The sequence below is a fragment of the Rhodococcus sp. NPDC080181 genome, assembly GCF_040702225.1.
Lineage (GTDB): Bacteria > Actinomycetota > Actinomycetes > Mycobacteriales > Mycobacteriaceae > Rhodococcoides > Rhodococcoides fascians.
In genome coordinates this window covers 45,760-68,957 of the sequence record NZ_JBFBKN010000009.1, presented here as the reverse complement: position 1 = coordinate 68,957, position 23,198 = coordinate 45,760, and the positions used below count along the sequence as shown (strand labels likewise).

The 23,198-nt window shown below is 63.6% G+C and carries 19 protein-coding genes and 1 tRNA gene; 9 read left to right on the top strand and 11 right to left on the bottom strand.

Annotated features, from left to right (window positions below; translation table 11 throughout):
* Positions 1–36 precede the first annotated feature (36 nt).
* The 4 genes from gltB to AB0O58_RS12830 all read left to right on the top strand — a co-directional run bounded on the left by gltB (position 37) and on the right by AB0O58_RS12830 (position 8,589).
* Positions 37–4,620 carry a glutamate synthase large subunit gene (gene gltB, locus AB0O58_RS12845; RefSeq protein ID WP_366238272.1) on the top strand — a complete coding sequence of 1,528 codons (4,584 nt, stop codon included), beginning with the start codon at positions 37–39 and terminating at the stop codon, positions 4,618–4,620.
* Complete coding sequence (locus tag AB0O58_RS12840; RefSeq protein ID WP_032406685.1) at positions 4,613–6,118, top strand: glutamate synthase subunit beta; 1,506 nt, start codon at positions 4,613–4,615, stop codon at positions 6,116–6,118. Before gltB ends, AB0O58_RS12840 begins: the two co-directional genes overlap by 8 nt.
* A 122-nt stretch (positions 6,119–6,240) precedes the next feature.
* Positions 6,241–7,659: a pyruvate kinase gene (gene pyk / locus AB0O58_RS12835; RefSeq protein ID WP_027497274.1), complete on the top strand. Its 1,419-nt coding sequence runs from the start codon at positions 6,241–6,243 to the stop codon at positions 7,657–7,659.
* A complete protein-coding gene (locus AB0O58_RS12830; RefSeq protein WP_032370334.1) occupies positions 7,660–8,589 on the top strand; it encodes an acyl-CoA thioesterase II in 930 nt (309 codons plus the stop codon).
* Here the strand turns inward: AB0O58_RS12830 and AB0O58_RS12825 are convergent.
* Positions 8,555–9,076 carry a DNA-deoxyinosine glycosylase gene (locus AB0O58_RS12825; protein WP_032368067.1) on the bottom strand — a complete coding sequence of 174 codons (522 nt, stop codon included), beginning with the start codon at positions 9,074–9,076 and terminating at the stop codon, positions 8,555–8,557. The two genes, AB0O58_RS12830 and AB0O58_RS12825, sit on opposite strands and share 35 nt — an antisense overlap.
* A gap of 56 nt (positions 9,077–9,132) precedes the next feature.
* On the opposite strand from AB0O58_RS12825, the gene AB0O58_RS12820 reads away from it, so the two are divergent.
* Complete coding sequence (locus tag AB0O58_RS12820) at positions 9,133–9,336, top strand: hypothetical protein (RefSeq protein ID WP_027497271.1); 204 nt, start codon at positions 9,133–9,135, stop codon at positions 9,334–9,336.
* Here AB0O58_RS12820 and AB0O58_RS12815 read toward each other — a convergent pair.
* Positions 9,312–9,803, bottom strand: coding sequence for an anthrone oxygenase family protein (locus AB0O58_RS12815; RefSeq protein WP_032387812.1), 492 nt, complete (start codon positions 9,801–9,803; stop codon positions 9,312–9,314). The genes AB0O58_RS12820 and AB0O58_RS12815 overlap by 25 nt on opposite strands.
* A 122-nt stretch (positions 9,804–9,925) precedes the next feature.
* Between AB0O58_RS12815 and AB0O58_RS12810 the strand changes: the two genes are divergently transcribed.
* Positions 9,926–10,915 (top strand): AraC family transcriptional regulator, encoded by a 990-nt coding sequence (locus AB0O58_RS12810; RefSeq protein WP_206498129.1) that lies wholly within the window; start codon positions 9,926–9,928, stop codon positions 10,913–10,915.
* Here the strand turns inward: AB0O58_RS12810 and AB0O58_RS12805 are convergent.
* From AB0O58_RS12805 to AB0O58_RS12795, 3 genes are all read right to left on the bottom strand, one after another.
* On the bottom strand, positions 10,900–11,631 hold the full coding sequence (locus AB0O58_RS12805) for an AAA family ATPase (RefSeq protein ID WP_032400010.1): 732 nt from the start codon (positions 11,629–11,631) through the stop codon (positions 10,900–10,902). The genes AB0O58_RS12810 and AB0O58_RS12805 overlap by 16 nt on opposite strands.
* 3 nt (positions 11,632–11,634) lie before the next feature.
* Positions 11,635–11,811 carry a hypothetical protein gene (locus tag AB0O58_RS12800; protein ID WP_165430221.1) on the bottom strand — a complete coding sequence of 59 codons (177 nt, stop codon included), beginning with the start codon at positions 11,809–11,811 and terminating at the stop codon, positions 11,635–11,637.
* A gap of 63 nt (positions 11,812–11,874) precedes the next feature.
* Positions 11,875–11,951, bottom strand: a tRNA-Leu gene (locus AB0O58_RS12795).
* 120 nt (positions 11,952–12,071) lie between these two features.
* Between AB0O58_RS12795 and AB0O58_RS12790 the strand changes: the two genes are divergently transcribed.
* Together AB0O58_RS12790 and AB0O58_RS12785 are read left to right on the top strand one after the other, a co-directional pair.
* Entirely contained in the window at positions 12,072–12,704 is a 633-nt protein-coding gene (locus tag AB0O58_RS12790) for an ANTAR domain-containing response regulator (RefSeq protein ID WP_032400011.1), read from the top strand.
* A gap of 174 nt (positions 12,705–12,878) precedes the next feature.
* On the top strand, positions 12,879–14,213 hold the full coding sequence (locus AB0O58_RS12785) for an ABC transporter substrate-binding protein (protein ID WP_032400012.1): 1,335 nt from the start codon (positions 12,879–12,881) through the stop codon (positions 14,211–14,213).
* A 151-nt stretch (positions 14,214–14,364) separates the two neighbouring features.
* On the opposite strand, the gene AB0O58_RS12780 is transcribed toward AB0O58_RS12785, so the two are convergent.
* Genes AB0O58_RS12780 through AB0O58_RS12765 form a run of 4 tightly spaced genes read right to left on the bottom strand, consistent with a single transcriptional unit; the run spans position 14,365 to position 18,592 of the window.
* The gene (locus tag AB0O58_RS12780) at positions 14,365–15,168 is read right to left on the bottom strand and encodes an ABC transporter ATP-binding protein (RefSeq protein ID WP_094717881.1); all 804 of its coding nucleotides are present in this window, start codon (positions 15,166–15,168) and stop codon (positions 14,365–14,367) included.
* The gene (locus tag AB0O58_RS12775) at positions 15,168–16,262 is read right to left on the bottom strand and encodes an ABC transporter ATP-binding protein (protein ID WP_366238247.1); all 1,095 of its coding nucleotides are present in this window, start codon (positions 16,260–16,262) and stop codon (positions 15,168–15,170) included. Before AB0O58_RS12775 ends, AB0O58_RS12780 begins: the two co-directional genes overlap by 1 nt.
* Positions 16,255–17,244, bottom strand: a complete 990-nt coding sequence (locus AB0O58_RS12770; RefSeq protein WP_027497263.1) for a branched-chain amino acid ABC transporter permease — start codon at positions 17,242–17,244, stop codon at positions 16,255–16,257. Before AB0O58_RS12770 ends, AB0O58_RS12775 begins: the two co-directional genes overlap by 8 nt.
* Positions 17,245–17,251: 7 nt before the next feature.
* Positions 17,252–18,592 carry a branched-chain amino acid ABC transporter permease gene (locus AB0O58_RS12765; protein ID WP_366238246.1) on the bottom strand — a complete coding sequence of 447 codons (1,341 nt, stop codon included), beginning with the start codon at positions 18,590–18,592 and terminating at the stop codon, positions 17,252–17,254.
* A 259-nt stretch (positions 18,593–18,851) separates the two neighbouring features.
* Here AB0O58_RS12765 and polA point away from each other — a divergent pair, with 259 nt between their 5' ends.
* Positions 18,852–21,593 carry a DNA polymerase I gene (gene polA, locus AB0O58_RS12760; RefSeq protein WP_283549408.1) on the top strand — a complete coding sequence of 914 codons (2,742 nt, stop codon included), beginning with the start codon at positions 18,852–18,854 and terminating at the stop codon, positions 21,591–21,593.
* 81 nt (positions 21,594–21,674) lie between these two features.
* Here polA and trxA read toward each other — a convergent pair whose 3' ends face one another.
* The gene (trxA, locus tag AB0O58_RS12755) at positions 21,675–22,046 is read right to left on the bottom strand and encodes a thioredoxin (RefSeq protein ID WP_283312328.1); all 372 of its coding nucleotides are present in this window, start codon (positions 22,044–22,046) and stop codon (positions 21,675–21,677) included.
* An 88-nt stretch (positions 22,047–22,134) separates the two neighbouring features.
* Positions 22,135–23,133, bottom strand: coding sequence for a helix-turn-helix domain-containing protein (locus tag AB0O58_RS12750; RefSeq protein ID WP_283312329.1), 999 nt, complete (start codon positions 23,131–23,133; stop codon positions 22,135–22,137).
* Positions 23,134–23,198 lie beyond the last annotated feature (65 nt).

The following is a 23,198-nucleotide window of genomic DNA, read 5'->3' as shown; positions in this document are numbered from 1 at the left end:
CCGAAGCACCCACCGGTCTACGTGGAGGTGATCGTGGTGTTGTTTTCTCGGATGCCTGCCGAGCAAGGACTGTACGACCCGAGCGCGGAGAAGGACTCCTGCGGCGTCGCGATGATCGCCGACATCGCCGGACGCCGTTCGCACTCGATCGTGTCCGACGGTGTTCTGGCACTGGAGAATCTGGAACATCGTGGTGCTGCCGGTGCCGAGCCCAACAGTGGTGACGGCGCGGGCATTCTGATCCAGCTGCCCGTAGAACTTCTCGATTCGTTGTCGTCGTTCGAGTTACCGTCCGCCAACGGCGACGGCGAGAACACCTTCGCGGCGGGTGTCTGCTTTCTGCCGCAGGGCATCCGTGAGCGCGGGTCGGCCGTGCAGCGAGTCGAATCCATTGCAGCCGAAGAGGGTCTCGAGGTCCTGGGGTGGGTTCCGGTCGAGGTCGATCCCGATCGTGCCGATGTCGGACTGACGGCGCTCGGATGCATGCCGTACATGAGCTATCTCTTCGTCGCGGCCCCCGAGGTCGACGGTTCACGTCCGGCCGGTCTCGAACTCGACCGATTGGTGTACGGGCTGCGTAAGCGGTCGGAGCGCGTCACCCCGGAGATCGAGGCAGAAGGCTCGGGCCTGTTCTTCCCTTCGCTGTCCGCACGCACCATCGTCTACAAGGGCATGCTCACCACCATGCAGCTGCCCCTGTTCTTCCCGGAGCTGCGTAACCCGTTGTGTACGAGTGCAATTGCCATCGTGCACAGTCGTTTTTCCACCAATACCTTCCCGTCGTGGCCGTTGGCGCACCCGCACCGCTACGTAGCGCACAACGGAGAGATCAACACGGTCAAGGGCAACAGGAACCGGATGCGAGCTCGGGAAGCGATGCTGTCCAGCGATCTCATCCCCGGCGATCTGGAGCGGCTCTTCCCCATCTGTAATCCCGATGCATCCGATTCGGTGTCGCTCGACGAGGTCCTCGAATTGCTGCACCTGGGCGGCCGGAGCGTTCCCCACGTCGTGATGATGATGGTGCCGGAGCCGTGGGAGAACCATCGCACGATGGATCCGCGGGTACGGGCGTTCTATCAGTTCCACTCGTCGATGATGGAAGCGTGGGACGGTCCGGCCTGCGTCACGTTCACCGACGGTAGCTACGTCGGGGCCGTTCTCGATCGCAACGGTCTGCGCCCCGGTCGGTGGTGGCAGACGGCCGACGGTCGGGTGATCCTCGCCAGCGAGGCGGGTGTCCTGGACGTGCCGCAATCTCAGGTCGTCGCCAAGGGCCGCCTCGAACCGGGCAAGATGTTTCTGGTCGACACCGTCGCCGGGCGTCTCGTTCCCGACGAGGAGATCAAACTGCAACTGGCGCAGGAACATCCCTACCAGGAATGGCTGCACGCCGGATTGCTGGAAATCAAGAGCCTGCCCGAGCGCGCCCACATTCAGTACAACCACGAGTCCGTGATTCGCAGACAGATCGCCTTCGGCTACACCGAGGAAGATCTCCGCGTCGTGCTCACGCCGATGGCCGCCTCCGGGGGCGAGCCACTGGGGTCGATGGGGACCGACACCCCGTCCGCGGTGATGTCCCAGCGATCTCGTCAGCTGTACGACTACTTCATCGAACTGTTCGCGCAGGTCACGAACCCGCCACTCGACTCCATCCGAGAAGAGATCGTGACGTCGTTGTCGCGAGTGATGGGACCGGAGCAGAATTTGCTCGAGCCCACTGCCGCGTCGTGCAGGCAGATCGTGTTGCCGTGGCCGGTGCTCGACAACGACGAACTCAACAAGATCATCCACATCGACGACGACGGTGATCATCCCGGTCTGTCGGCGATCGTGCTGCGCGCACTGTACGAGGTCGAGCGTGGTGGGGAAGGTCTGGCCGAGGCCATCGAAGAACTGCGCATGCGGGCATCGGAAGCCATCGCTGCCGGCTACCGCACGCTGATCATCTCCGATCGCGATTCGGACCACACTCGGGCACCGATTCCGTCCCTGCTGGCCACCTCTGCTGTGCACCACCACTTGGTGCGCACCAAGGAACGCACCAAGGTCGCTCTCGTCGTCGAGTCCGGCGATGCACGAGAAGTGCACCACCTGGCCCTGCTGATCGGATTCGGTGCGGCGGCGGTCAACCCGTACCTGGCCATGGAGTCGATCGAGGACCTGGTCGGCGAAGGTGAGCTCACCGGGGTCGAACCCACTGTCGCGGTGCGCAACTACCTGTACGGGCTCGGCAAGGGCGTGCTCAAGGTCATGTCCAAGATGGGAATCTCGACCGTCGGGTCCTACACCGGCGCACAGGTTTTCGAGGCGGTCGGTCTCGATCGCGAGGTCGTGCGCGAGTACTTCAAGGGCACCGTCAGCAAGCTCGGCGGAGTCGGTCTCGACGTCCTCGCCGAAGAGGTCAAACTCCGTCACCGGAAGGCATACCCGGAGAATCCTACCGACCGTGTTCACCGCCGCCTCGAGATCGGCGGCGAGTACCAGTTCCGGCGTGAGGGCGAACTCCACCTGTTCACTCCCGAGACGGTGTTCCTGTTGCAGCACGCAACACGCACCGGTCGCTACGACGTGTTCCAGAAATACAGCGACGAAGTGAACCGGCTCGCCCGTGAGGGGGGCGCACTCCGGGGCCTGTTCGAGTTCAAAGACCATGTGCGCACTCCTGTTCCGCTCGACGAGGTGGAGCCGGTCGAGTCCATCGTCACTCGGTTCAACACCGGCGCGATGAGCTACGGATCCATCTCTGCCGAGGCGCACGAGACCATGGCCGTTGCGATGAACAATCTGGGTGGGCGCTCCAACTCCGGTGAGGGCGGAGAGGACGTCGATCGCCTCTACGATCCGAGCCGGCGCAGTGCCGTCAAGCAGGTCGCGAGTGGACGGTTCGGGGTGACCAGCGATTATCTGGTCAACGCCACCGACATTCAGATCAAGATGGCGCAGGGTGCCAAACCCGGTGAGGGCGGGCAGCTGCCCGGTTACAAGGTGTACCCGTGGGTGGCCAAGACTCGGCACTCGACGCCCGGGGTCGGCCTGATCTCCCCGCCTCCGCACCACGACATCTATTCCATCGAGGATCTCGCGCAGTTGATCCACGATCTCAAGAACGCCAACGAGAACGCGCGCGTCCACGTCAAACTCGTCAGCTCGGTAGGAGTGGGCACGGTGGCCACGGGAGTGAGCAAGGCGCACGCCGACGTCGTACTGATCTCGGGATGCGACGGTGGCACGGGCGCGGCTCCGTTGACGTCTCTCAAGCATGCCGGTGCGCCCTGGGAAATCGGGCTGGCCGACGCCCAACAGACGTTGGTGCTCAACGGACTTCGCGATCGCATCACCGTCCAGTGCGACGGCGGAATGCGCACCGGCCGTGATGTGATCATCGCGGCGCTGCTCGGTGCCGAGGAATTCGGGTTCTCGACGGCACCTCTGATCGTCGCGGGATGCATCATGATGCGGGTCTGCCATCTCGACACCTGCCCAGTGGGTGTCGCGACTCAGAACCCCGAACTGCGCAAGCGGTTCACCGGCAAGCCCGAGTTCCTCGAGGACTTCTTCAGGTTCGTCGCCGAGGATGTGCGAAAGTACCTCGCGCAGCTCGGGTTCCGCAGCATCGACGAGGCCGTCGGCCACGCAGACGTGCTCGAGACCGCGGCCGGCGTCGCACATTGGAAGAGCAAGGGACTCGACCTCACACCCATCTTCGCGATGCCGGTGGATCGACACGGCGCGCCCATGACGCAGCGTCGACGCCTACGCGATCAGGACCACGGCCTCGATTTCGCGCTGGATCGCACGCTGATCCAGCTGGCCGAGGGGGCATTGGAGGACGCACATCCGGTCACGCTGGAGCTGCCCGTGCGCAACGTCAACCGCACGGTCGGAACACTTCTGGGGTCCGAGGTCACGCGACGCTACGGCGCGGCCGGGCTACCCGACGACACGATTCGCGTGTCGTTCACCGGCTCTGCCGGGCAATCGCTCGGTGCATTCCTGCCGCCCGGAATCACGATCGATCTCGTCGGCGACGCGAACGACTACGTGGGCAAGGGCCTGTCGGGAGGACGCATCGTCGTCCGACCGGCCGAGGACGCACCCTTCGTTGCCGAGGACAACGTCATTGCCGGAAACACGATTCTCTACGGAGCCACGTCGGGGGAGGTGTACCTGCGCGGTAAGGCGGGGGAGCGGTTCGCCGTGCGCAACTCCGGAGCCGTTGCGGTCAACGAGGGCGTGGGAGATCACGCCTTCGAGTACATGACGGGCGGACGGGTTGTCGTGCTCGGGCCGACCGGACGCAACATGGCGGCCGGCATGTCGGGCGGTATCGCCTTCGTTCTGGGTCTCGACCCCGCGGACGTGAACACGGCAATGGTCGAGTTGCAGGTTCCCGATCCGGACGATCTGGTGTGGCTGCGCGAGACGGTCGAGAACCACGAGCGCTGGACCGGCTCCACCGTCGCGGCATCGCTGCTCGCCGACTGGCCCCGCCGATCCGCTCTGTTCACCAAAGTCATGCCCGTCGACTATCAGCGAGTGCTGGAGGCGACACGAATGGCGCGCGCCGAGGGGCGCGACGTCGACGCTGCGATCATGGAGGCTGCACGTGGCTGATCCACAGGGATTTCTGAAGGTCGTCAAGCGTGAGGCCGCCAAGCGTCCTATCGACGAACGGGTCAGGGACTGGAACGAGGTGTACTCGGATCAGCCCAGCAGCGAACGCGCAGCTGAGGTCTCGGAACAAGCGCGCCGCTGCATGGATTGCGGAATTCCGTTCTGCCACTCCGGAACTGCCGGATGCCCGCTGGGCAACCTGATTCCGGAATGGAACGATCTCGTGCGCCGCGATCGGTGGGACGCGGCCAGTGATCGGTTGCACGCCACCAACAACTTTCCGGAGTTCACCGGACGAGTGTGTCCGGCTCCGTGTGAATCTGCCTGTGTCCTGTCCATTTCCGAGGCCGCCACCGGCGGAAGTGTGACGATCAAGCGGGTCGAGCAGACCATCGCGGACCTGGCCTGGGAACAGGGCAGCGTCGTTCCCCAGCCTCCGACGATCACCACCGGTAAGCGAGTGGCCGTCGTGGGTTCGGGTCCGGCGGGGCTGGCTGCGGCGCAACAGCTCACCAGGGCCGGGCACGATGTCACCGTGTACGAGCGCGACGATCGGCTCGGTGGATTGCTTCGATACGGAATCCCCGAATTCAAGTTGGAGAAGTCGGTGCTCGATCAGCGGCTGATGCAGATGCGGGCCGAGGGCACGCATTTCGTCACCGAGTGCGAGGTCGGCATCGACTTCACCGTCGAGCAACTGCGCGCGAGCTTCGATGCGGTCGTGCTCGCCGTCGGCGCTCTGCGGGCTCGCGACAACACCGAGGTGATCGGCCGCGAACTCGACGGCATCCACCTGGCGATGGAGCATCTGGTGCCGTCGAACAAGGAATGCGAGGGCGACGGGCCGACGTCGATATCCGCTGCGGGCAAGCATGTGGTGATCATCGGCGGCGGAGACACCGGGGCCGATTGTCTCGGCACGGCTCACCGTCAGGGTGCCGCGTCGGTCACTCAGCTCGACTACAACCCTGCTCTTCCCGGTGCCCGTGACGACAGTCTTTCGCCATGGCCGTCGTGGCCGTTGGTGCTCCGGACGTCGCCTGCTCATGCGGAGGGTGGCGTCGTGCGTCATCAGGTCGCGGTGCAGCGATTCCTCGGCGACGAGCGCGGACATGTGCGCGCCATGGTGCTCGCCGAGGTCGAGGTGCAGCGCGACGCGGACGGGCGACGCATCGTGACGCCCATCGGTGAGGAGGTCGAATTGCCCTGTGATCTGGCATTGTTCGCCATCGGATTCGAGGGTGTCGAGCATGGACCGCTGCTCGACGACTACGGCCTGGCGCTGACGAAGCGCGGCGCGTTGTCGTGTGGTCCCGATTGGCAGACGACGGCCCCGGGTGTGTTCGTCTGTGGGGATGCCCACCGCGGTGCGTCGTTGGTCGTGTGGGCGATCGCCGAGGGGCGTTCGGCTGCCAACGGGGTCGACGCTTACCTCACTGGACACTCGGAATTGCCGTCCCCGGTACACCCCACGGCGCTGCCTCTGGCGGTGGTGTGACACTCGTCTCTGTACCGGTACAGGTGCTTTCAGCAGCGGCCCGGCGAGGCTACCCGTCGGTAGTATTCGGCCGGGTTCCTCTGCGATAGAGAACAAGGCGTCCAGCGGCTACGCTCGCAACCGTGAGCCGACGTACGAAGATTGTCTGCACCCTTGGACCCGCAACCGCAACCACAGAGCGCATCCGCGAACTCGTCGAGAGTGGAATGGATGTCGCACGACTGAACTTCAGCCATGGCGATCACCCCGATCACCAGGCCAACTACGAGAGAGTTCGCGCCGCATCGGACGCCACCGGCAAAGCCGTGGGCATCCTGGCCGACCTGCAGGGACCGAAGATCCGACTCGGCCGATTCGCCGAGGGCTCCACCACCTGGGCCGCCGGTGAACTCATCCGCATCACCGTCGAGGAGTGCGAGGGCACCCACGATCGTGTGTCGACCACGTACAAGGAGCTGGCTCAGGACGCCAAGGAAGGCGACCGCCTGCTCGTCGACGACGGCAAGGTCGGCCTCGTCGTCACCGGCGTCGAAGGCAACGACGTGCTGTGTCGGGTCACCGAGGGTGGTCCGGTCAGTAACAACAAGGGCGTCTCCCTCCCGGGCATGGACGTCTCCGTTCCTGCCATGAGCGAGAAGGACATTGCGGACCTCGAGTTCGCCCTCGCGCTCGGATGCGATTTCATCGCGCTCTCGTTCGTGCGCTCTCCCGCCGATGTCGAACTCGTCCACGCAGTCATGGACCGCGTCGGCCGCCGAGTTCCGGTCATTGCCAAGCTCGAGAAGCCCGAGGCCGTCGACAACCTCGAAGCCATCGTGCTCGCGTTCGATGCGATCATGGTCGCCCGCGGTGACCTCGGCGTAGAGTTGCCACTCGAGCAGGTGCCCCTGGTGCAGAAGCGCGCCATCCAGATCGCCCGCGCCAACGCCAAGCCCGTCATCGTTGCGACCCAGATGCTCGAATCGATGATCGAGAACTCCCGTCCCACCCGCGCCGAGGCGTCCGACGTCGCCAACGCAGTGCTCGACGGTACCGACGCGGTCATGCTGTCCGGCGAGACCTCGGTCGGCAAGTACGTCATGGAGACGGTGCGGACGATGGCTCGGATCGTCGAGACCGTGGAAACCGAAGGCGACAGCGTTCCTCCTCTGACTCACGTTCCTCGCACCAAGCGCGGTGTCATTTCCTACGCCGCCCGCGATATCGGCGAGCGTCTGGACGCGAAGGCCCTCGTGGCCTTCACCCAGTCGGGCGACACCGTGCGACGGTTGGCTCGCCTCCACACCAAACTGCCGTTGCTCGCATTCACCTCGATCTCCGAGGTCCGCAGTCAGCTGTCCCTGAGCTGGGGCACCGAGACGTTCCTGGTTCCCGATGTGGGCTCGACGGACGCGATGGTCAAAGAGGTCGACAAGGCGTTGCTCGAACTCGGTCGTTACAACCGAGGCGATCAGGTCGTGATCGTCGCCGGTGCCCCTCCCGGCACAGTAGGCTCGACCAACTTGATCCATGTGCACCGAATCGGAGAAGAGGACCGGTAAGTGGTCGAAGCGGGGGGAACCGGCGTCAGCGAGAGCGCGCCGAGCAGTACAGCAGTACGCGGAACCGATCTCGAAACCCTTCTCGGTCTCCTCGCCCTCGAGGAGACCGAGGAGGATGTGTTCATCGGACAGCATCCGGAGCAGGTGGGGAGCCGGACGTTCGGTGGGCAGCTCGTCGCTCAGGCGCTCATCGCCGCCGGCCGGACCGTATCCGGAACGTCCCGGGACGTTCATGCGATCAATGCGCACTTCATCCGCGGTGGTGACGTCAAGAAGCCCATCGAATACCGGGTGAGTCGTCAGCGCGACGGCCGGGCGTTCGCCAACCGGCAGGTCACTGCGCTGCAGGACGGTAACGAGCTGTTCGTCATGCTCGCTGCTTTCCAGGATTTCGGTAAGGGCCTCGAGCACAGCGTCGAGGTGCCCGAGGTTCCGTATCCCGATGCTCTGCCGCCTCTCGGCGACCACTTCGTGGGGTTCGAGGACCGACTGCAGATGTTCGTCGATGCACTCAAACCGATCGACATGCGGTACGCGAACGATCCGGCGTGGATCATGCACGGCACCGGTGAGAAGCTCAACCACAATCGAGTGTGGATGAAAGCGGACGGCGATCTGCCGGACGAGTCGATTTTTCACGCCGCGACCATGGGCTATGCGTCGGACACCACGGTGCTCGATTCGATCATCACCACGCATGGACTGTCCTGGGGACTCGACCGCATCGTGGCGGCGACGGTCAACCACTCCATCTGGTTTCACCGACCGTTCCGATTCGACGAGTGGGCTCTGTATGCGACCGAATCGCCGGTCGCGGCCGGATCGCGGGGACTCGCCACCGGCCGATTCTTCTCGATGGACGGTCAGTTGCTCGCAACCGTCGTGCAGGAGGGCCTCATTCGCCACTTCCCGAAACGCGTTCGCGCCTGAGTGCTGCCGACCACAGTCGAGTCTTGGCTTCGAGGGTGAGTGAGGCGTGCGCTGGACTGGTGGACGGCAGACGGATGCACTCGACGTCCTGCTGCACCGCGTTCGCGACGTATCTGCGATAGCTGTCGGCAGCTTTTGCTCCGTTGAACAGCACGGTGTCGATGCCGGGATGACCTGCGATGAGGTTCGCGACATCGTTTGCCACGATGGATGATTCGACTATGGCCGAGTCCAGGCTTCCGGTCCTGGTACACAGCTTCAGTACGTCCCACACAGCAATCCCGCTGCGCGCCAGTCGCTCTGTTCGCGCCTCGTACGGAAGTTCGGGACCGGCACCGAACAGCGCGCCCATGATCGGCCAGAACGCATTTCGGGGATGAGCGTAATACTGCTGAGCAGCAAGCGATGCGACACCGGGCATCGAACCGAGTATCAGCGTGTGAGCGTGCTCGTCGACTATCGGTTCGAAGCTGTGCACGACGTTCATGTCGCGATTACAGCAAACAGCGCGCGCAGGCACTCGGGTGGGACCACAATGGAGAGATGTTGGATCCACGCGTACTCGACAACAACGAACTCGAAGCCGAACTCGCCGCCTTGCGCAGAGGACGCGACGCCGCGATGGACGAAGGCGCGCGAGATGTGTCCACTGCCGATACCGATCATCTCATCGCCCGCTTCGAGGACGAGATTCGCAGGCGTCACCAGGACGGTGAGTCCGATCAGCCCAGCGCGGATCTGCCCTGACCGAGGATCAGCACGGCGCACGCCGCCGTCGACGAGATGATCCGGACGGTGTTCCACCGCGTCCAGTTCGACGTGAACGACCGCCAAATGTCGGCTCCCGACGGACTCGCCGGATCCACCGCTGCCAGTGCATCGTTGAGTGGGACGTTGAACGCCACCGTGACCACGAAGCAGCCCACCACGTAGAGCGCTGCTCCCGCGCCGACCCAGGTCGATCGCCCACCCTCCGTGGTGATCGCGAGAACGGTTGCGAGAGAACAGGTCAACGCCGTACCGACGAACAGCGTCAGAAACAGTGGGTTGAGGATCGCGGCGTTCGATCTCTGCATCGCGGCGATCGCGTCGGGCACCGGTAACGACGCCAGGCCAGGAAGAACACTGACCGAGAACGCGAGCATGACGCCCGCGACGAGGCCGCATCCGACTGATGCGACCAGGGTGGCGATCGAGGAGATCTTGTCGATCATCGGTTTTCCTTCCCGGGGATTCGTCGTGCGCTTCCGACCTTTCCGCGTCGCGGGTGGATGGACAATGCGCGCAGGGCTCGAATTCATGTCCGATCGTCCCGGCCGTGGGGGACAATTGTCCGGTGCGTGGAGCCGACCCCTGGAAGTCACCCGATCCGCTCGGTGAGGCTTTGCATTTCCTCCGAATGACCGGGTCCTTCTACGTGCGTTCCGAGATGAGTGGCTCGTGGGGGCTGGCCCTGCCCGCGATGGACGACGCTGTGTGGTTCCACACCGTGGTCGACGGGTCGTGTGTGCTGTCGGTCCCCGGGGAGTCGACGCGTGAGCTCGTTCCCGGCGACTTCGCGTTGGTTCCCCACGGGCGTGGGCACGTATTGGCGGCCGACATCGAGTCTGTCGGCGACGCGACCAGCGTGTACGAGGTGCCACACGACTACGTCAGCGACCGGTACGCGGTGATCGCCCAGTGCGATGCGAGCGGACCCGACACCGTGTTGGTCTGCGGGGCCGTCCGGATGGATCATCCTGCGGCGCAGCAGCTTCTTCGTTTGTTGCCGGCGCTGATCGTGATCGACGCAGACAGCGAACGGCGGCGCACACGTATGCAGACCGTCCTCGCGATGGTGGCCGACGAGGCACGATCGCTCGAGCCCGGGGGAGAGGCAGTGATCACGAGGCTTTCCGACGTTCTGGTGATTCAGGCGTTGAGGTCATGGATTGCGGACACTCCGAGCGCGCAGTCCGGTTGGCTGGGAGCGTTGCAGGACGAGCGCATCGGGGGCGCGCTGGCTCGCATTCATCGAAATCCCCACGAGCGATGGACCGTTGCGGCCCTGGCGTCGAGTGCACACATGTCACGTTCGGCGTTCTCGGCTCGATTCACCGCATTGGTCGGCGATTCGGTGATGAGTTACCTGGCGACGTGGCGGATGCAGGTCGCGTACGACACATTGCGGTCCGAGGACGTGGTGCTGGCCGAATTGGCCAGGCGCAGTGGCTATTTGTCGGAGGCAGCATTCGGCAAAGCGTTCAAACGGGCGATGGGAGTCTCTCCGGGGAGTGTGCGTCGTCGTCGGGACGTGGCGTTGGTGCCGGTTCAGTCGAGTAGATGACGGAGATACACGTTCGGATCGTCGAGATATCGCCGCCAGTGCTGGACCAATTCGAGTTCGTCCCAGGTGCTTCGGCGCAGACCGTGTTCACCCACTTCGACGATGTCCGCACCGGGTGTCGAAGCCAGGATCGGTGAATGCGTGGCACAGACGAGCTGCGCCCCCTCCTCGCCCAAGTGGGACATCAGCGCGACCAGGTTCAGGCACGCGGTGAACGACAGGGCCGACTCCGGTTCGTCCAGCACATAGAAGCCCGGTTCGGCCAACATCGCACCGAACATGGTGAGAAAGCCCTCACCGTGGCTCATTTCGGCGGTGTTCTCGTCCCAGAAGCCCGGCATGCCGCCGAGGTTCTCGGCCATCTCGAATGCAGTCTCGGCGCGCAGGAAGAATCCCCGCTTCTGCTCGCGCGGACCCCGCAGCATGCGCGCGCCTCGTGGCGTGGTCTCGAGTTCGAGCACCTCGCCGAGGACGCTCGTCACCTCGTCCAGTCGACGAGACTTCTGCGCTGCCCGACCCCCGCGGGCGTCGATGCCGAAACGCTCTGCGATTGCCTCGACGAGAGTCGACTTACCGGAACCGTTGTCGCCCACCAGAATTGTGACCGGTGCGAGAAACTCGAGTCCCTCGCGCGCGAGGTCGGCGACAGCGGGAACGGTGAAGGGCCACTCCGATCCCACATCGTCGGCGTGGACAAAGGCGCGCTCTACGAACATGATTCAGGCGGTGACCAGGCGGTCGACGTAACCGGTTTCGTGGGCGGAGTCGGCGCTGCAGGTGTAGTAGACCCACTGAGCGGACTGGTCCGCGGAATCTCCGAAACGGTGGTCGACCTTCTGCGCGCACAATTTGCCCGCGCTGGTGTCATGGCAACGAAGACTGCTGGGTATGTACATCACCCCACTGTAGGCGTGATCGGGGGTGGACCCGACCGCTGTCGCGGCCGGTCGATCGTGCTGTGGTGCCCTCGGTGAGACTCGAACTCACACTGGACGGGTTTTGAATCCGTTTCCTCTGCCAATTGGGATACGAGGGCTGGCGTCTTTCAAGCAACGATTGACGAGTGTAGAAGATGCGCTTTCGGCCCCGTGCACCGGTACCCTTCAGTTGCTCGATGCCCCTGAGGGGCGACGACTGTCGAAGGAGACCGGTACAGATGAATGCTCCTGATACGCACGGTACTGGCAAGCCTGCGCTGCGGGTGGTGGTCGCGGAAGACGAATCCCTGATTCGTCTCGACCTGGTGGAGATGCTCCGCGAAGAGGGTTACGACGTGGTCGGTGAGGCCGCGGACGGTCAGCAGGCTGTGGAACTGGCTGTCGAACTTCGACCGGATCTGGTGATCATGGACGTGAAGATGCCGCGTCGTGACGGCATCGACGCGGCCTCCGAGATCGCGGAGAAGCGGATCGCGCCGGTGGTGATTCTCACAGCGTTCAGTCAGCGAGAGCTCGTGGAGAAGGCGCGCGATGCGGGTGCCATGGCCTATCTGGTCAAACCGTTCACCAAGGCCGATCTGATGCCTGCAGTCGAGTTGGCCGCGAGCCGGTTCGGCGAGATCTCTGCGCTCGAATCGGAGATCGCCGATCTTCAGGACCGACTCGAGACCCGCAAGCTGATCGAGAAGGCCAAGGGCGTCCTGATGGATACGCAATCGCTGACGGAACCGCAGGCGTTCAAGTGGATTCAGCGTGCCGCCATGGACCGACGCACGACGATGAAGGCGGTAGCCGAGGTCGTGATCGAAACACTCGGTACTCCGGCGAACAACCCTGTGGCAGAGAGCTGATCGGCCCGCGGAAAGCTACGGCCACGTAAAACTTCGACCTCTTAGGTCACAGTCAGGTCACGAGCGTCGTTCTAGGCCTTGCGAACCGGTTTCGAGCATTAGCGTCTGGTTCACACGTGAGCCACATGTAACTCAGGTGAGCTTCAACGACGAGCAATTTCAAGGAGAACCTAGATGGCAATTCGGACCTATGTCCGCACGGCTGCAGTGCTGAGCGTCACCTCGCTCGCACTGTTCGGCTGTTCGTCGAGCGACGACTCGGGCTCGACCGACTCCACCAGTGCCAGCGGCGGCACGTCGGCCGCGGAAACGACCGTCTCCACCGACTGCACTCCTGAGCAGGCCACCGCCGGATCCACTCCCGACATGTCGCCGCTGGTGGTAGGAACCCTCCTTCCCGAGACCGGCACCCTGGCCTTCCTCGGACCACCCGAGGTCGCCGGTGTCCAGCTGGCCGTCAACGATGTCAACGGTGCGGGCGGCGTCCTCGACCAGCCCGTCACGCTCATCCCCGGTGACTCGGGCGACACCACCACCGACACCGCCAACACCACGGTCGACCGTCTGCTCGCCGGCGGCTCGAACGTCATCGTCGGTGCGGCGTCGTCCTCGGTGTCGCTCAAGGTCATCGACAAGATCGCCAGCGCGGGTGTCGTGCAGTTCTCGCCTGCCAACACCTCCGACCAGTTCGTCTGCTACCCGGACAAGGGCCAGTACTTCCGTACCGCGCCCACCGATGTGCTGCAGGCACAGGCACTCTCGCAGCTGATCGCCGAGGACGGCGCGCAGCGCGTGGCCATCCTGGCTCTCAACGACCCCTACGGAACGGGCCTGGCCAAGAACACCGCCGACAACCTCGAAGAGGCCGGCATCGCGGCAGACCAGATCCAGACCACGATCTACGACCCGAACGCACAGTCGTTCAACGCCGAGGTCGACGGCGTGAAGAACTTCAACCCGGATGCCGTCGCCATCATCGGCTTCGAGGAGTCCGCGAAGATCATCACCCGTATGCACGAGATCGGCATCGGACCGTCCGACGGCACGTTGGTCTACGGCGTCGACGGCAACATGGGCAACGCACTCGGTGAGTCGGTCGCTGCAGGCCTGCTCGACAAGATGCGCGGCACCACCCCGCTGACCGACGTCGGCACCGCGTTCCAGGACCGACTCAAGGGCGTGGATCCGGCATTGGTGGACTTCAACTACGCCGGTGAGTCCTACGACGCGGTCGTCATCTCGGCGCTGGCAGCCGAGCAGGCGAAGTCGACGGCAGGCACCGACATCGCTGCCAACATCAACAGCATCACCAAGGACGGCACGAAGTGCACGACCTTCGCCGAGTGCCTCCCACTCGTCAAGGCCGGCACCGATATCGACTACGACGGAGTCACCGGCGCGCTGAACTTCAGTGACGCAGGCGAGCCCGCCACCGGTTCCTACGGCAACCTGGTCTTCGGACCCGACAACAAGCTGACGACGGACGGATACATCGTCGTCGGTGAGTGATCTGTAGCTGCTGCACAGCCTCCGGGCCCGAGTCCTGACATCAGGACTCGGGCCCGGAGTCGTTCGAAGACACCACGTTCGGTACCTATGGCGCAGGTACGAGAAAGCCCCGACTCGAACTATGTCGAGTCGGGGCTTCTTGTCGAGAGGGTCAGGCCTTCTTTTCTTTGCTTCCCGCGAGAGTGCCGAGGTAGAGTTCGATCACCTTGGGATCGTTCATCAACGCCGGCCCGGTATCGGTGTAGGCGTTGCGACCTTGATCGAGAACATAGCCGCGGTCGCAGATCTGCAGGCAGCGGCGGGCATTCTGCTCGACCATGATGATCGAGACGCCCGCCGCGTTGATCTTCTTGCAGCGGATGAAGACCTCGTCCTGGAACATCGGCGACAAGCCTGCCGACGGTTCGTCGAGCAGCAGCACCGACGGTTCCATCATCAGGGCCCGCCCCATCGCCACCATCTGGCGCTCACCGCCCGACAGTGCACCTGCCTTGACCTTCTTGCGTTCGCCGAGCAGTGGGAACAACTCGCTGACGAAGTCGAACCGCTCACCGAACTTCTTGGGCCGCAGATAGATTCCCATCTCGAGGTTTTCCTCGATCGTGAGCGATGGGAACACGTTCTGCGTCTGGGGCACGTATCCGACGCCCTTGGTCACCAGAACGTGCGCCTCGGCGGAGGTGATGTTGTCACCGCGCAGCTTCACACTGCCCTCGCGGACCGCCACGAGGCCGAACAACGTCTTGAGCAGAGTCGACTTACCGGCACCGTTGGGTCCGATGATGCCAACGATCTCACCGTCGTTCAGAAAGAAGTTGCACTCACTGAGGATGTTCACACCGGGGATGTACCCGGCAACCAGACCGTCGGCGCGCAGCAACGCTCCTTCGGCCAGACGCGCATGCTCGCCCGGCGTGGCCGCGAACTCGGCCGGCGTCAGAGTTCGTTCGCTCATCAGTTGTCCTCCTTGGCTCGGTGCGAGCCGCCCGCAGCAGTGTCGGTGGCTGCGGGGCTGACGAACTCCGGTTCCGAAAGATCGCCTCCTGCTTGCAGTTCCTCCACCTCGGCTTGCTTCAATGCCTCGGCCAGTTCGGCGGTAGCTCCGACGGGATTGCCGTCGGCATCGAATTCGAGTGCTTGATCGTGATGGCTACCGAGATAGGCATCGACGACGGCACCGTTGTTGGAGAGCTCTTCCGGGGTGGACTCGGCGATGATGCTGCCCTGAGCCATCACCACCACCCAGTCGCTGATGTCGCGGATGACATCCATGTCGTGTTCGACGAACACCACCGTCATGCCGTCGTCGCGCAGCGATTTGATGTGGCCCAGAAGCGATTGCGTCAGAGCGGGATTGACTCCGGCCATTGGCTCGTCGAGCATGACAACCGACGGATCGGTCATCAACGCTCGCGCCATCTCCAAGAGTTTGCGCTGACCACCGGACAACGAGCCGGCCAGATCGTCGGCTTTGGCGTCGAGTTTGAATCGCCCCAGCAGTTCGTAGGCGCGTTCGGTGATCTGACGCTCCTGTGCCTTCCACGTCCACGGCATGAACGTGTTGATCATGCGCTCGCCGCGTTGGCCCGTCGCGCCCAGTCGAACGTTGTCCAGCACAGTCAGTTTCGACAGTGCTTTCGTCAACTGGAAGGTGCGGACGACGCCTTTGCGTGCCACCTGATGAGGGTGCATCCGGCCGAGTTCCTGACCGTCCATCGACCACGTTCCGGTGTCGGGTCGGTCGAATCCGGTGAGCAGGTTGAACAGTGTAGTCTTACCCGCACCGTTCGGTCCGATCAGACCGGTGATGCATCCGCGCTGGATCTCGAGGTGCGCCACGTCGACGGCCTTGAGGCCGCCGAAGGTACGCGAGACCCCGTCGACCACCAATGTCGCGTCGGGCTTGGCTGCCCCGGGCTCGTTGGCGACGCCGGCGAACAGACTGGCACGCTGATCGGTCGACAGTGCTTTGGCCGCACGTGCTTCGAGTGTGCTGGCTTTCTTGCTCGGTGTCGCATCTGCGGCGGCACCGGTGCTCGGGTCAGGCATTGAGTTGAACCTCTCGCTTGTTGCCGAGAATGCCCTGGGGTCTGAACACCATCAGCACGGCGATCAGAATTCCCAGGAGTACGAATCGTGTGGCACCGACCTGGGCACCGGTGAGGTTGAGCACCGGATCGTCGCCCGAGATCAGTTGCCGCAGAATCGCGTCGGGAATGGACAGCAGGAACCAGAACAGCATTGCGCCGATCACGGGGCCGAACACCGTTGCGGCACCACCGAGAATGAGAGCGCCGAACGCGAAGAACGTCTGCGCGGTCGAATAGAAGTCTGGGTTGATCGACTGCGTCTGCAGTGCGTTGAACACCCCGCCCATACCGCCGATCACGCCGCCGAGAACGAGTGCCTGCATCTTGTAGACGAACACGTTCTTACCCAGCGACCGGGCAGCGTCCTCGTCTTCACGAACCGCCTTGAGAACGCGACCCCACGGGCTGTGTGTCAGCAGGTATACGACCCCGCACAGCAGCAGTACCAACGTCCAGCCGACGAGCATGGCCCACAGGTCGTTACCCAGGAACCGAACGCCGATGAAGCTGTACGTCTTTCCACCCTCGAACGGGCTGAGGTTGGTGAACGGAGCTGCGAATCCGGTGATGCCGTTGGTGGACTTGGTCACCGAATCGGTTGCCGTGGAGCGGAATACCAGTCGCAGGATTTCCGATGCGGCGATCGTCACGATGGCGAGATAATCCGCTCGCAATCGCAGGGTCGGAATGCCGAGCACCAGAGCCAGCAGGCCGGCCGCAGCGAGACCGACCAGAATGCCGAGCCACAGTGGCTGCTCGTAGGTGATCGTGGTGATGCCGACGCCGTAGCCGCCGAGCAGGGCGAAGCCGATCTGGCCGAAGTTGAGCAGACCGGCGTAGCCGAAGTGCAGGTTCAGGCCGATGGCGAGCAGTGCGTAGAAGATGGCCGACGGGCCGACCAGCTGAGCAAGAGAAATCTGAAGTGCGCCGATGATATCCATGTGCAGGTCACCCGATCCTTTGTCGCGAGCCGAGGATGCCCTGAGGACGGACGACGAGGATGAGAATCAAGACGAGCAACCCTCCGATGTATTTGAGGTCGGGATTGATGACCAACGTCGACCACTGCACGAGCAGACCCACGATGACGCAACCGAGGAATGCGCCGTAGGCCGTGCCGAGTCCTCCGAGCGTGATTCCGGCGAACATGAGCAGTAGGAGTTTGAAGCCCATCTCCCATTGCACGCGGCCGCCGAGTTCGGAGAGCCCGAACAGCACGCCGCCGAGGGCGGCCAGGCCGCCACCGAGGCACCAGACGAACGTCACGACGCGCTCGACGTTGATACCCGACGAGGCAGCCAGATCACGGTTGTCGGCCACCGCACGCATGGCTTTACCGATCTTGGTGCGCTGCAGCATCAGTGCGACGCCGATGAGGACGACGACGCTGATGACGATGCAGGCGAGGTTGACGTTGGTGATCGACAGTGGGCCCCAGTCGTTCTCGGTCTGAGCCTGGTAGTCGTCGAATGGCTCCGAGCGGTCGGAGAAGAAGATCAGGATGAGGTAGCGCAGCGCAATGGCGAGTCCGATCGTCACCACCAGCTGAGCGATCAGGCCGGTTCGACGTTTACGCAACGGCCGCCAGATCAGGGCGTTGTTGAGCCAGCCGATCACGACTCCGACAATGATCGCCAGCACGGTGGCCGGAATCAGTTGTATCCCGAGGCTCACATTGAAGAACCATGCCGCGACGGCTCCGAGCGTCACGAGTTCGCCGTGTGCGAAGTTGGTCAAGCCCGTCGTTCCGAAGATCAAGCTCAGACCGACCGCCGCGAGCGCGATGACCAGACCGAAGCGGAAGCCGTCGACCGTGGTGCGCACGAACTTCTCGTAGAACGGGGTGCTGGTCGCGGTCCTGGCCTCACCGAAGGAGAAGATGACGGTGTTCGAGCGACCGGCCTGCACGTCGCGCTCGACCTCGCCCTGCACGCTCACCCCGTCGGGGAGCGTTTCCTGGACCACCTGGAATGTGTATGTGCCAGGCGACAATTCGAGAGTCCAGCGTCCGCCGGTCTCGCTGGTGGTGCGGGCCACTTCGCTGCCCGACGCGTCGAGCGCCGCAACATCGACCCCTTCGAGGCGTTCTCCACCGTTGTTGAGCGATCCCGCGACGCTGACGGCGTCTGCGGGCGGTGCCTGTTCGGCACTGGTTCCCGGCGCCGCCGGGGGAGTGGGGGTAGGTTCCTGCGCCAACGCAGGCGCACTGAACAGCAGCGCCGCAATGGAACTCAGGATGGCGAGTAGGAGTGTTCGCTGGAATACGCGAACTGCAGATCTTGCGCGCAACCTCGGTGGTTGCACCTTTCTGGTCCATCGAACATTTGGAGCCACGCACGTCCTCCGGACGGTTGTCGTTGAGTCACGGGATGGGGATTTACTGCAATTGTCGGACTCTATCCGTTGAAACGACGCAAAATCGGCAACTGAGATTTCCGGAAAGTATCGGTTGTGTTTCGCGCTGCGGGAGATCGGTGCCGCGGCGATTGCGTCGCGGTGCCCGCATCCGGCTACGTGATGTCGGACCCGCTACCTAGACTGGTCAACCGTGAGCCCAGTAACCGACAAAAGTGCAGCACCCGCAGCCCGGACCGATGCGAAGTCAGCCGAAGAGCGTCCGACGCTGCTCCTCATCGACGGTCACTCGATGGCCTTCCGTGCCTTCTTCGCTTTGCCGGCGGACAATTTCAAGACCACGAGCGGTCAGTCCACCAATGCCGTGTACGGGTTCACCTCGATGCTGATCAACCTGTTGCGAGACGAGAAGCCGACGCACATCGCCGCCGCCTTCGACGTGTCACGGCAAACGTTCCGAGCCGAGCGGTTCCCCGAATACAAGGCGAATCGGAGCAAGACGCCGGACGAGTTCGCGGGCCAGGTGGACATCACCAAGGACGTGCTCGGTGCCATGGGCATTCCCGTGATGGCCGAGGCAGGATTCGAAGCCGACGACATCATCGCCACTCTGGTCACACAGGCCGAGGCACTGGGCTATCGCGTCCTCGTGGTCACCGGCGATCGTGACGCACTGCAGCTGGTCACCGACAACGTCACAGTGCTCTATCCCCGCAAGGGTGTCTCGGACCTGACGCGATTCACTCCGGACGAGGTCGCCAACAAATACGGTCTGACGCCCTCTCAGTACCCGGACTTCGCAGCTCTGCGCGGAGATCCGAGCGACAACCTTCCCGGCATCCCCGGCGTCGGAGAGAAGACGGCGACCAAGTGGATCATCGAATACGGGTCGCTCACCGCACTCGTCGACAACGTCGACAAGGTGAAGGGCAAGGTGGGCGACGCATTGCGGGCCAACTTGTCGAGTGTGGTGCTCAACCGCGAGCTCACCGAGATGGTGCGCGACGTGCCGTTGCCCTTCACACCTGATCAACTCGAGCTGGCCCCGTGGGATCGCGAGAAGATCCACGCCCTGTTCGACGATCTGGAGTTTCGCATCCTGCGGGATCGACTGTTCGAGACACTCGCCTCGGTCGAGCCCGAGGCAGAAGAAGGGTTCGACGTTCGGGGCGGCATCGTCGCGCCCGGGGAGTTGGCGGCGTGGCTGGACGAGCATGCGTCCGACGGTCGGCGTAGCGGGGTATCCATCCTCGGACCACGCAGGCCGTACGACAGCGACGCGACCTCGGTGGCCATCGCGGCAGCAGACGGCGAAGGTGCCTTCGTCACCACGACGGCTCTCGACGAATCCGACGAACGCGCTCTGGCCGCGTGGTTCGCCGATGCGGATCGACCCAAAGCTCTGCACGAGGCGAAGTGGGCACTGCACGCTGTTCGTGGTCGAGGATGGACGCTCGGTGGGTTGACGACCGATACCGCGCTCGCGGCGTATCTCGTCCGGCCCGGTCAGCGGTCTTTCAACCTCGACGACTTGTCGCTGCGCTACCTCAAGCGCGAACTACGCGTCGAAGACGCGGGCGAGGGGCAGATGTCACTTCTCGACGCCGAGGACACCGCTGACGCGGCATTCGCCGAGGGCGAAATTCTCAAGGCGCGGGCGGTCATCGATTTGGCCGACGCCCTGGACGCGGAACTCGCGGCAATCGAGTCGACCACTCTGCTCTCGGAGATGGAACTGCCGCTGCTGACAGTGCTTGCCGATATCGAAGCCACGGGCATCGCAGTGGACGGCGATCACCTGCGCTCGCTGCAATCGGGTTTTGCTGCGCAGGTCGACGAGGCCGCGAATTCTGCGTACGGCGTGATCGACAAGCAGATTAATCTCGGATCGCCCAAACAGCTGCAGGTGGTGCTGTTCGAGGAACTCGACATGCCCAAGACCAAGAAGACCAAGACCGGGTACACCACCGACGCCGATGCTCTTCAGGGGCTGTTCGAGAAGACCGAGCATCCGTTCCTGAAGTTCCTGCTCGACCACCGTGATGCCACACGAATGAAGGTGACGGTGGACGGCCTGCTCAAGTCCGTCGCCGAGGACGGCCGCATTCACACCACGTTCAATCAGACCGTCGCGGCCACCGGACGACTGTCGTCGACGGAACCGAACCTGCAGAACATTCCGGTGCGGAACGAGGCGGGTCGCCACATCCGCGACGGCTTTGTGGTCGGTGCCGGCTACGACACCCTGCTCACCGCCGATTACAGCCAGATCGAGATGCGCATCATGGCGCACGTATCCGGTGACGAGGGGCTGATCGAAGCGTTCAACACCGGTGAGGACTTGCACAGCTTCGTCGGTTCGCGCGCGTTCGGCGTACCGATCGACGAGGTCACCCCGGAACTACGCCGTCGAGTCAAGGCCATGTCGTACGGCCTCGCCTACGGACTCAGCGCGTTCGGCCTCGCCGCGCAGTTGAAGATCTCCACCGACGAAGCCAAGCAGCAGATGGAGGCGTACTTCGCTCGCTTCGGCGGCGTGCGCGACTACCTGCGCAACGCGGTCGAGGAAGCCCGAAAGGTGGGCTACACCTCGACGCTGTACGGCCGTCGTCGTTACCTGCCAGATCTCAACAGCGACAATCGTCAGCGTCGCGAGGTCGCCGAGCGTGCGGCACTCAACGCTCCGATCCAGGGCACTGCCGCAGACATCATCAAGGTCGCGATGATCGACGTGCACAAGTCTCTGGCGGAATCGACCTTGAAGTCGCGCATGCTGTTGCAGGTGCACGATGAGTTGGTACTCGAGGTCGTCGACTCCGAGCGCGAGGAAGTCGAGGCGCTGGTGCGGAACAAGATGTCGTCGGCCATCGAATTGTCGGTGCCCCTCGAGGTGTCGGTCGGTACCGGTCGCAGTTGGGATGCAGCAGCTCACTGAGTCGGGGCCGGCTCATGTACGAAACGAAGGGCCGCTCACCGGTTTCGGTGAGCGGCCCTTCGTTTCGTGTTGCTGGTGGAACTACTCCGCTGCGGGTGCCTGCTCGGCGATCTGCTGGCGGACGACGTCCATGTCGAGTGCCTTGATCTGGCCGACGAGGTCTTCGAGCGCCGGAGCGGGCAATGCGCCGGGCTGGGCGTAGACCAGGATGCCTTCGCGAAATGCCATGATCGTCGGGATCGACTGGATCTGCGCCGCAGCGGCCAAGCCTTGTTCGGCTTCGGTGTCGACCTTGGCGTGCACGATGTCCGGGTGCGCGTCGGAAGACTTCTCGAACGTCGGCGCGAACTGGCGGCACGGACCGCACCACGAGGCCCAGAAGTCGACCAACACCACATCGTTGTTGGTGACGATCTCGTCGAAATTCTGTTGAGTCAAAGTCTGAGTGGCCACGCGTACCCTTTCGATTGATTGCGCTTCTTGTTCGTCTCAACACAGATGTTCTCTGGAATCATCCCGGCCCGACTTCCTTCGTGGCCCGTCACACGGGTTGCGGCGCGGCCCGAAATGTTCGGCGGTACGAGTTCGGCGTCGTGCAGCGAAGTCTGACGAAATGCTGGCGCAAGGCTGCGGCATTGCCGAAGCCGACGACTTCTGCGATTGAATCCATCGGCAGGTCGGAGTTCTCGAGGAGCTGCTGCGCAGCCAGTACGCGTTGGTCGTTGAGCCACCGCGCAGGCGTCGTGCCGGTCTCTGCTGCGAATTTGCGGGCGAACGTACGAGCCGACATGTTGACCCGCGCGGCCAGTCGACCGATCGTGAGTTCCGAATCGAGGTTTTCGGTCATCCAATCGAGCAACGGAGCCAAGGTTTCGGTTCGGATCGCGGGCAGGGGACTGGTGACGAACTGCGCTTGGCCGCCGTCGCGGTGCGGCGGTACGACCATTCTGCGCGCGATTCCGTTGGCCACGACACTGCCTTGGTACTTGCGCACGATGTGTAGGCACAGGTCGATACCGGCGGCCGTGCCCGCGCTGGTCAGGACGTTCCCGTCGTCCACGTAGAGAACGTTCGGATCGACCTGGGCCAACGGGTAGTTCGAGGCCAAGGAAGCCGAGTGTCGCCAGTGGGTCGTACACCGCCTGCCATCGAGTAGGCCCGCCGCGCCGAGTACGAACGCGCCGTTGCACAGGCTGGCGACCAGCGCGCCTCGATCCACCGCATCACGGAGTTTGTCGAGAAGTGGCTCGATCGAGGGGCTGTACTGGCTGCCGCACACATAGCTTCCGTCGTCGGCCGACTCGGTGCCGCCGGCCGGCACGATGATCAGATCGGCGCTGTCGAGACGGTCGAGATCGTGGGGCACATCGATGGTGTAACCAACCCTGGTGCGAATCGTGTCGGGTACCCCTGCGATCAACGAGAAGTCGTAGGTGGGCAGTCCTTCGTCGGATCGGTCGAATCCGAACACTTCGCAGGCCACGCCGAGCTCGAACTGTTCGGACAAGGGCAGCAGTACTGCGACCACCTTTTTCAGCATGACAGCAGTATGGCAGAAAATCGACGATACATGTCGTTACTGCCACTCGTGCGGCGAAGACGCAG

What these genes read in the sequence shown, in the direction of transcription:
- AB0O58_RS12825 (WP_032368067.1), bottom strand. Translation starts at nt 9,076, where the DNA reads ATGAACGTCGTGCACAGCTTCGAACCGATAGTCGACGAGCACGCTCAC.
- AB0O58_RS12820 (WP_027497271.1), top strand. Translation starts at nt 9,133, where the DNA reads ATGTTGGATCCACGCGTACTCGACAACAACGAACTCGAAGCCGAACTC.
- AB0O58_RS12815 (WP_032387812.1), bottom strand. Translation starts at nt 9,803, where the DNA reads ATGATCGACAAGATCTCCTCGATCGCCACCCTGGTCGCATCAGTCGGA.
- AB0O58_RS12805 (WP_032400010.1), bottom strand. Translation starts at nt 11,631, where the DNA reads ATGTTCGTAGAGCGCGCCTTTGTCCACGCCGACGATGTGGGATCGGAG.
- AB0O58_RS12800 (WP_165430221.1), bottom strand. Translation starts at nt 11,811, where the DNA reads ATGTACATACCCAGCAGTCTTCGTTGCCATGACACCAGCGCGGGCAAA.
- AB0O58_RS12790 (WP_032400011.1), top strand. Translation starts at nt 12,072, where the DNA reads ATGAATGCTCCTGATACGCACGGTACTGGCAAGCCTGCGCTGCGGGTG.
- AB0O58_RS12785 (WP_032400012.1), top strand. Translation starts at nt 12,879, where the DNA reads ATGGCAATTCGGACCTATGTCCGCACGGCTGCAGTGCTGAGCGTCACC.
- AB0O58_RS12780 (WP_094717881.1), bottom strand. Translation starts at nt 15,168, where the DNA reads ATGAGCGAACGAACTCTGACGCCGGCCGAGTTCGCGGCCACGCCGGGC.
- AB0O58_RS12775 (WP_366238247.1), bottom strand. Translation starts at nt 16,262, where the DNA reads ATGCCTGACCCGAGCACCGGTGCCGCCGCAGATGCGACACCGAGCAAG.
- AB0O58_RS12770 (WP_027497263.1), bottom strand. Translation starts at nt 17,244, where the DNA reads ATGGATATCATCGGCGCACTTCAGATTTCTCTTGCTCAGCTGGTCGGC.
- AB0O58_RS12750 (WP_283312329.1), bottom strand. Translation starts at nt 23,133, where the DNA reads ATGCTGAAAAAGGTGGTCGCAGTACTGCTGCCCTTGTCCGAACAGTTC.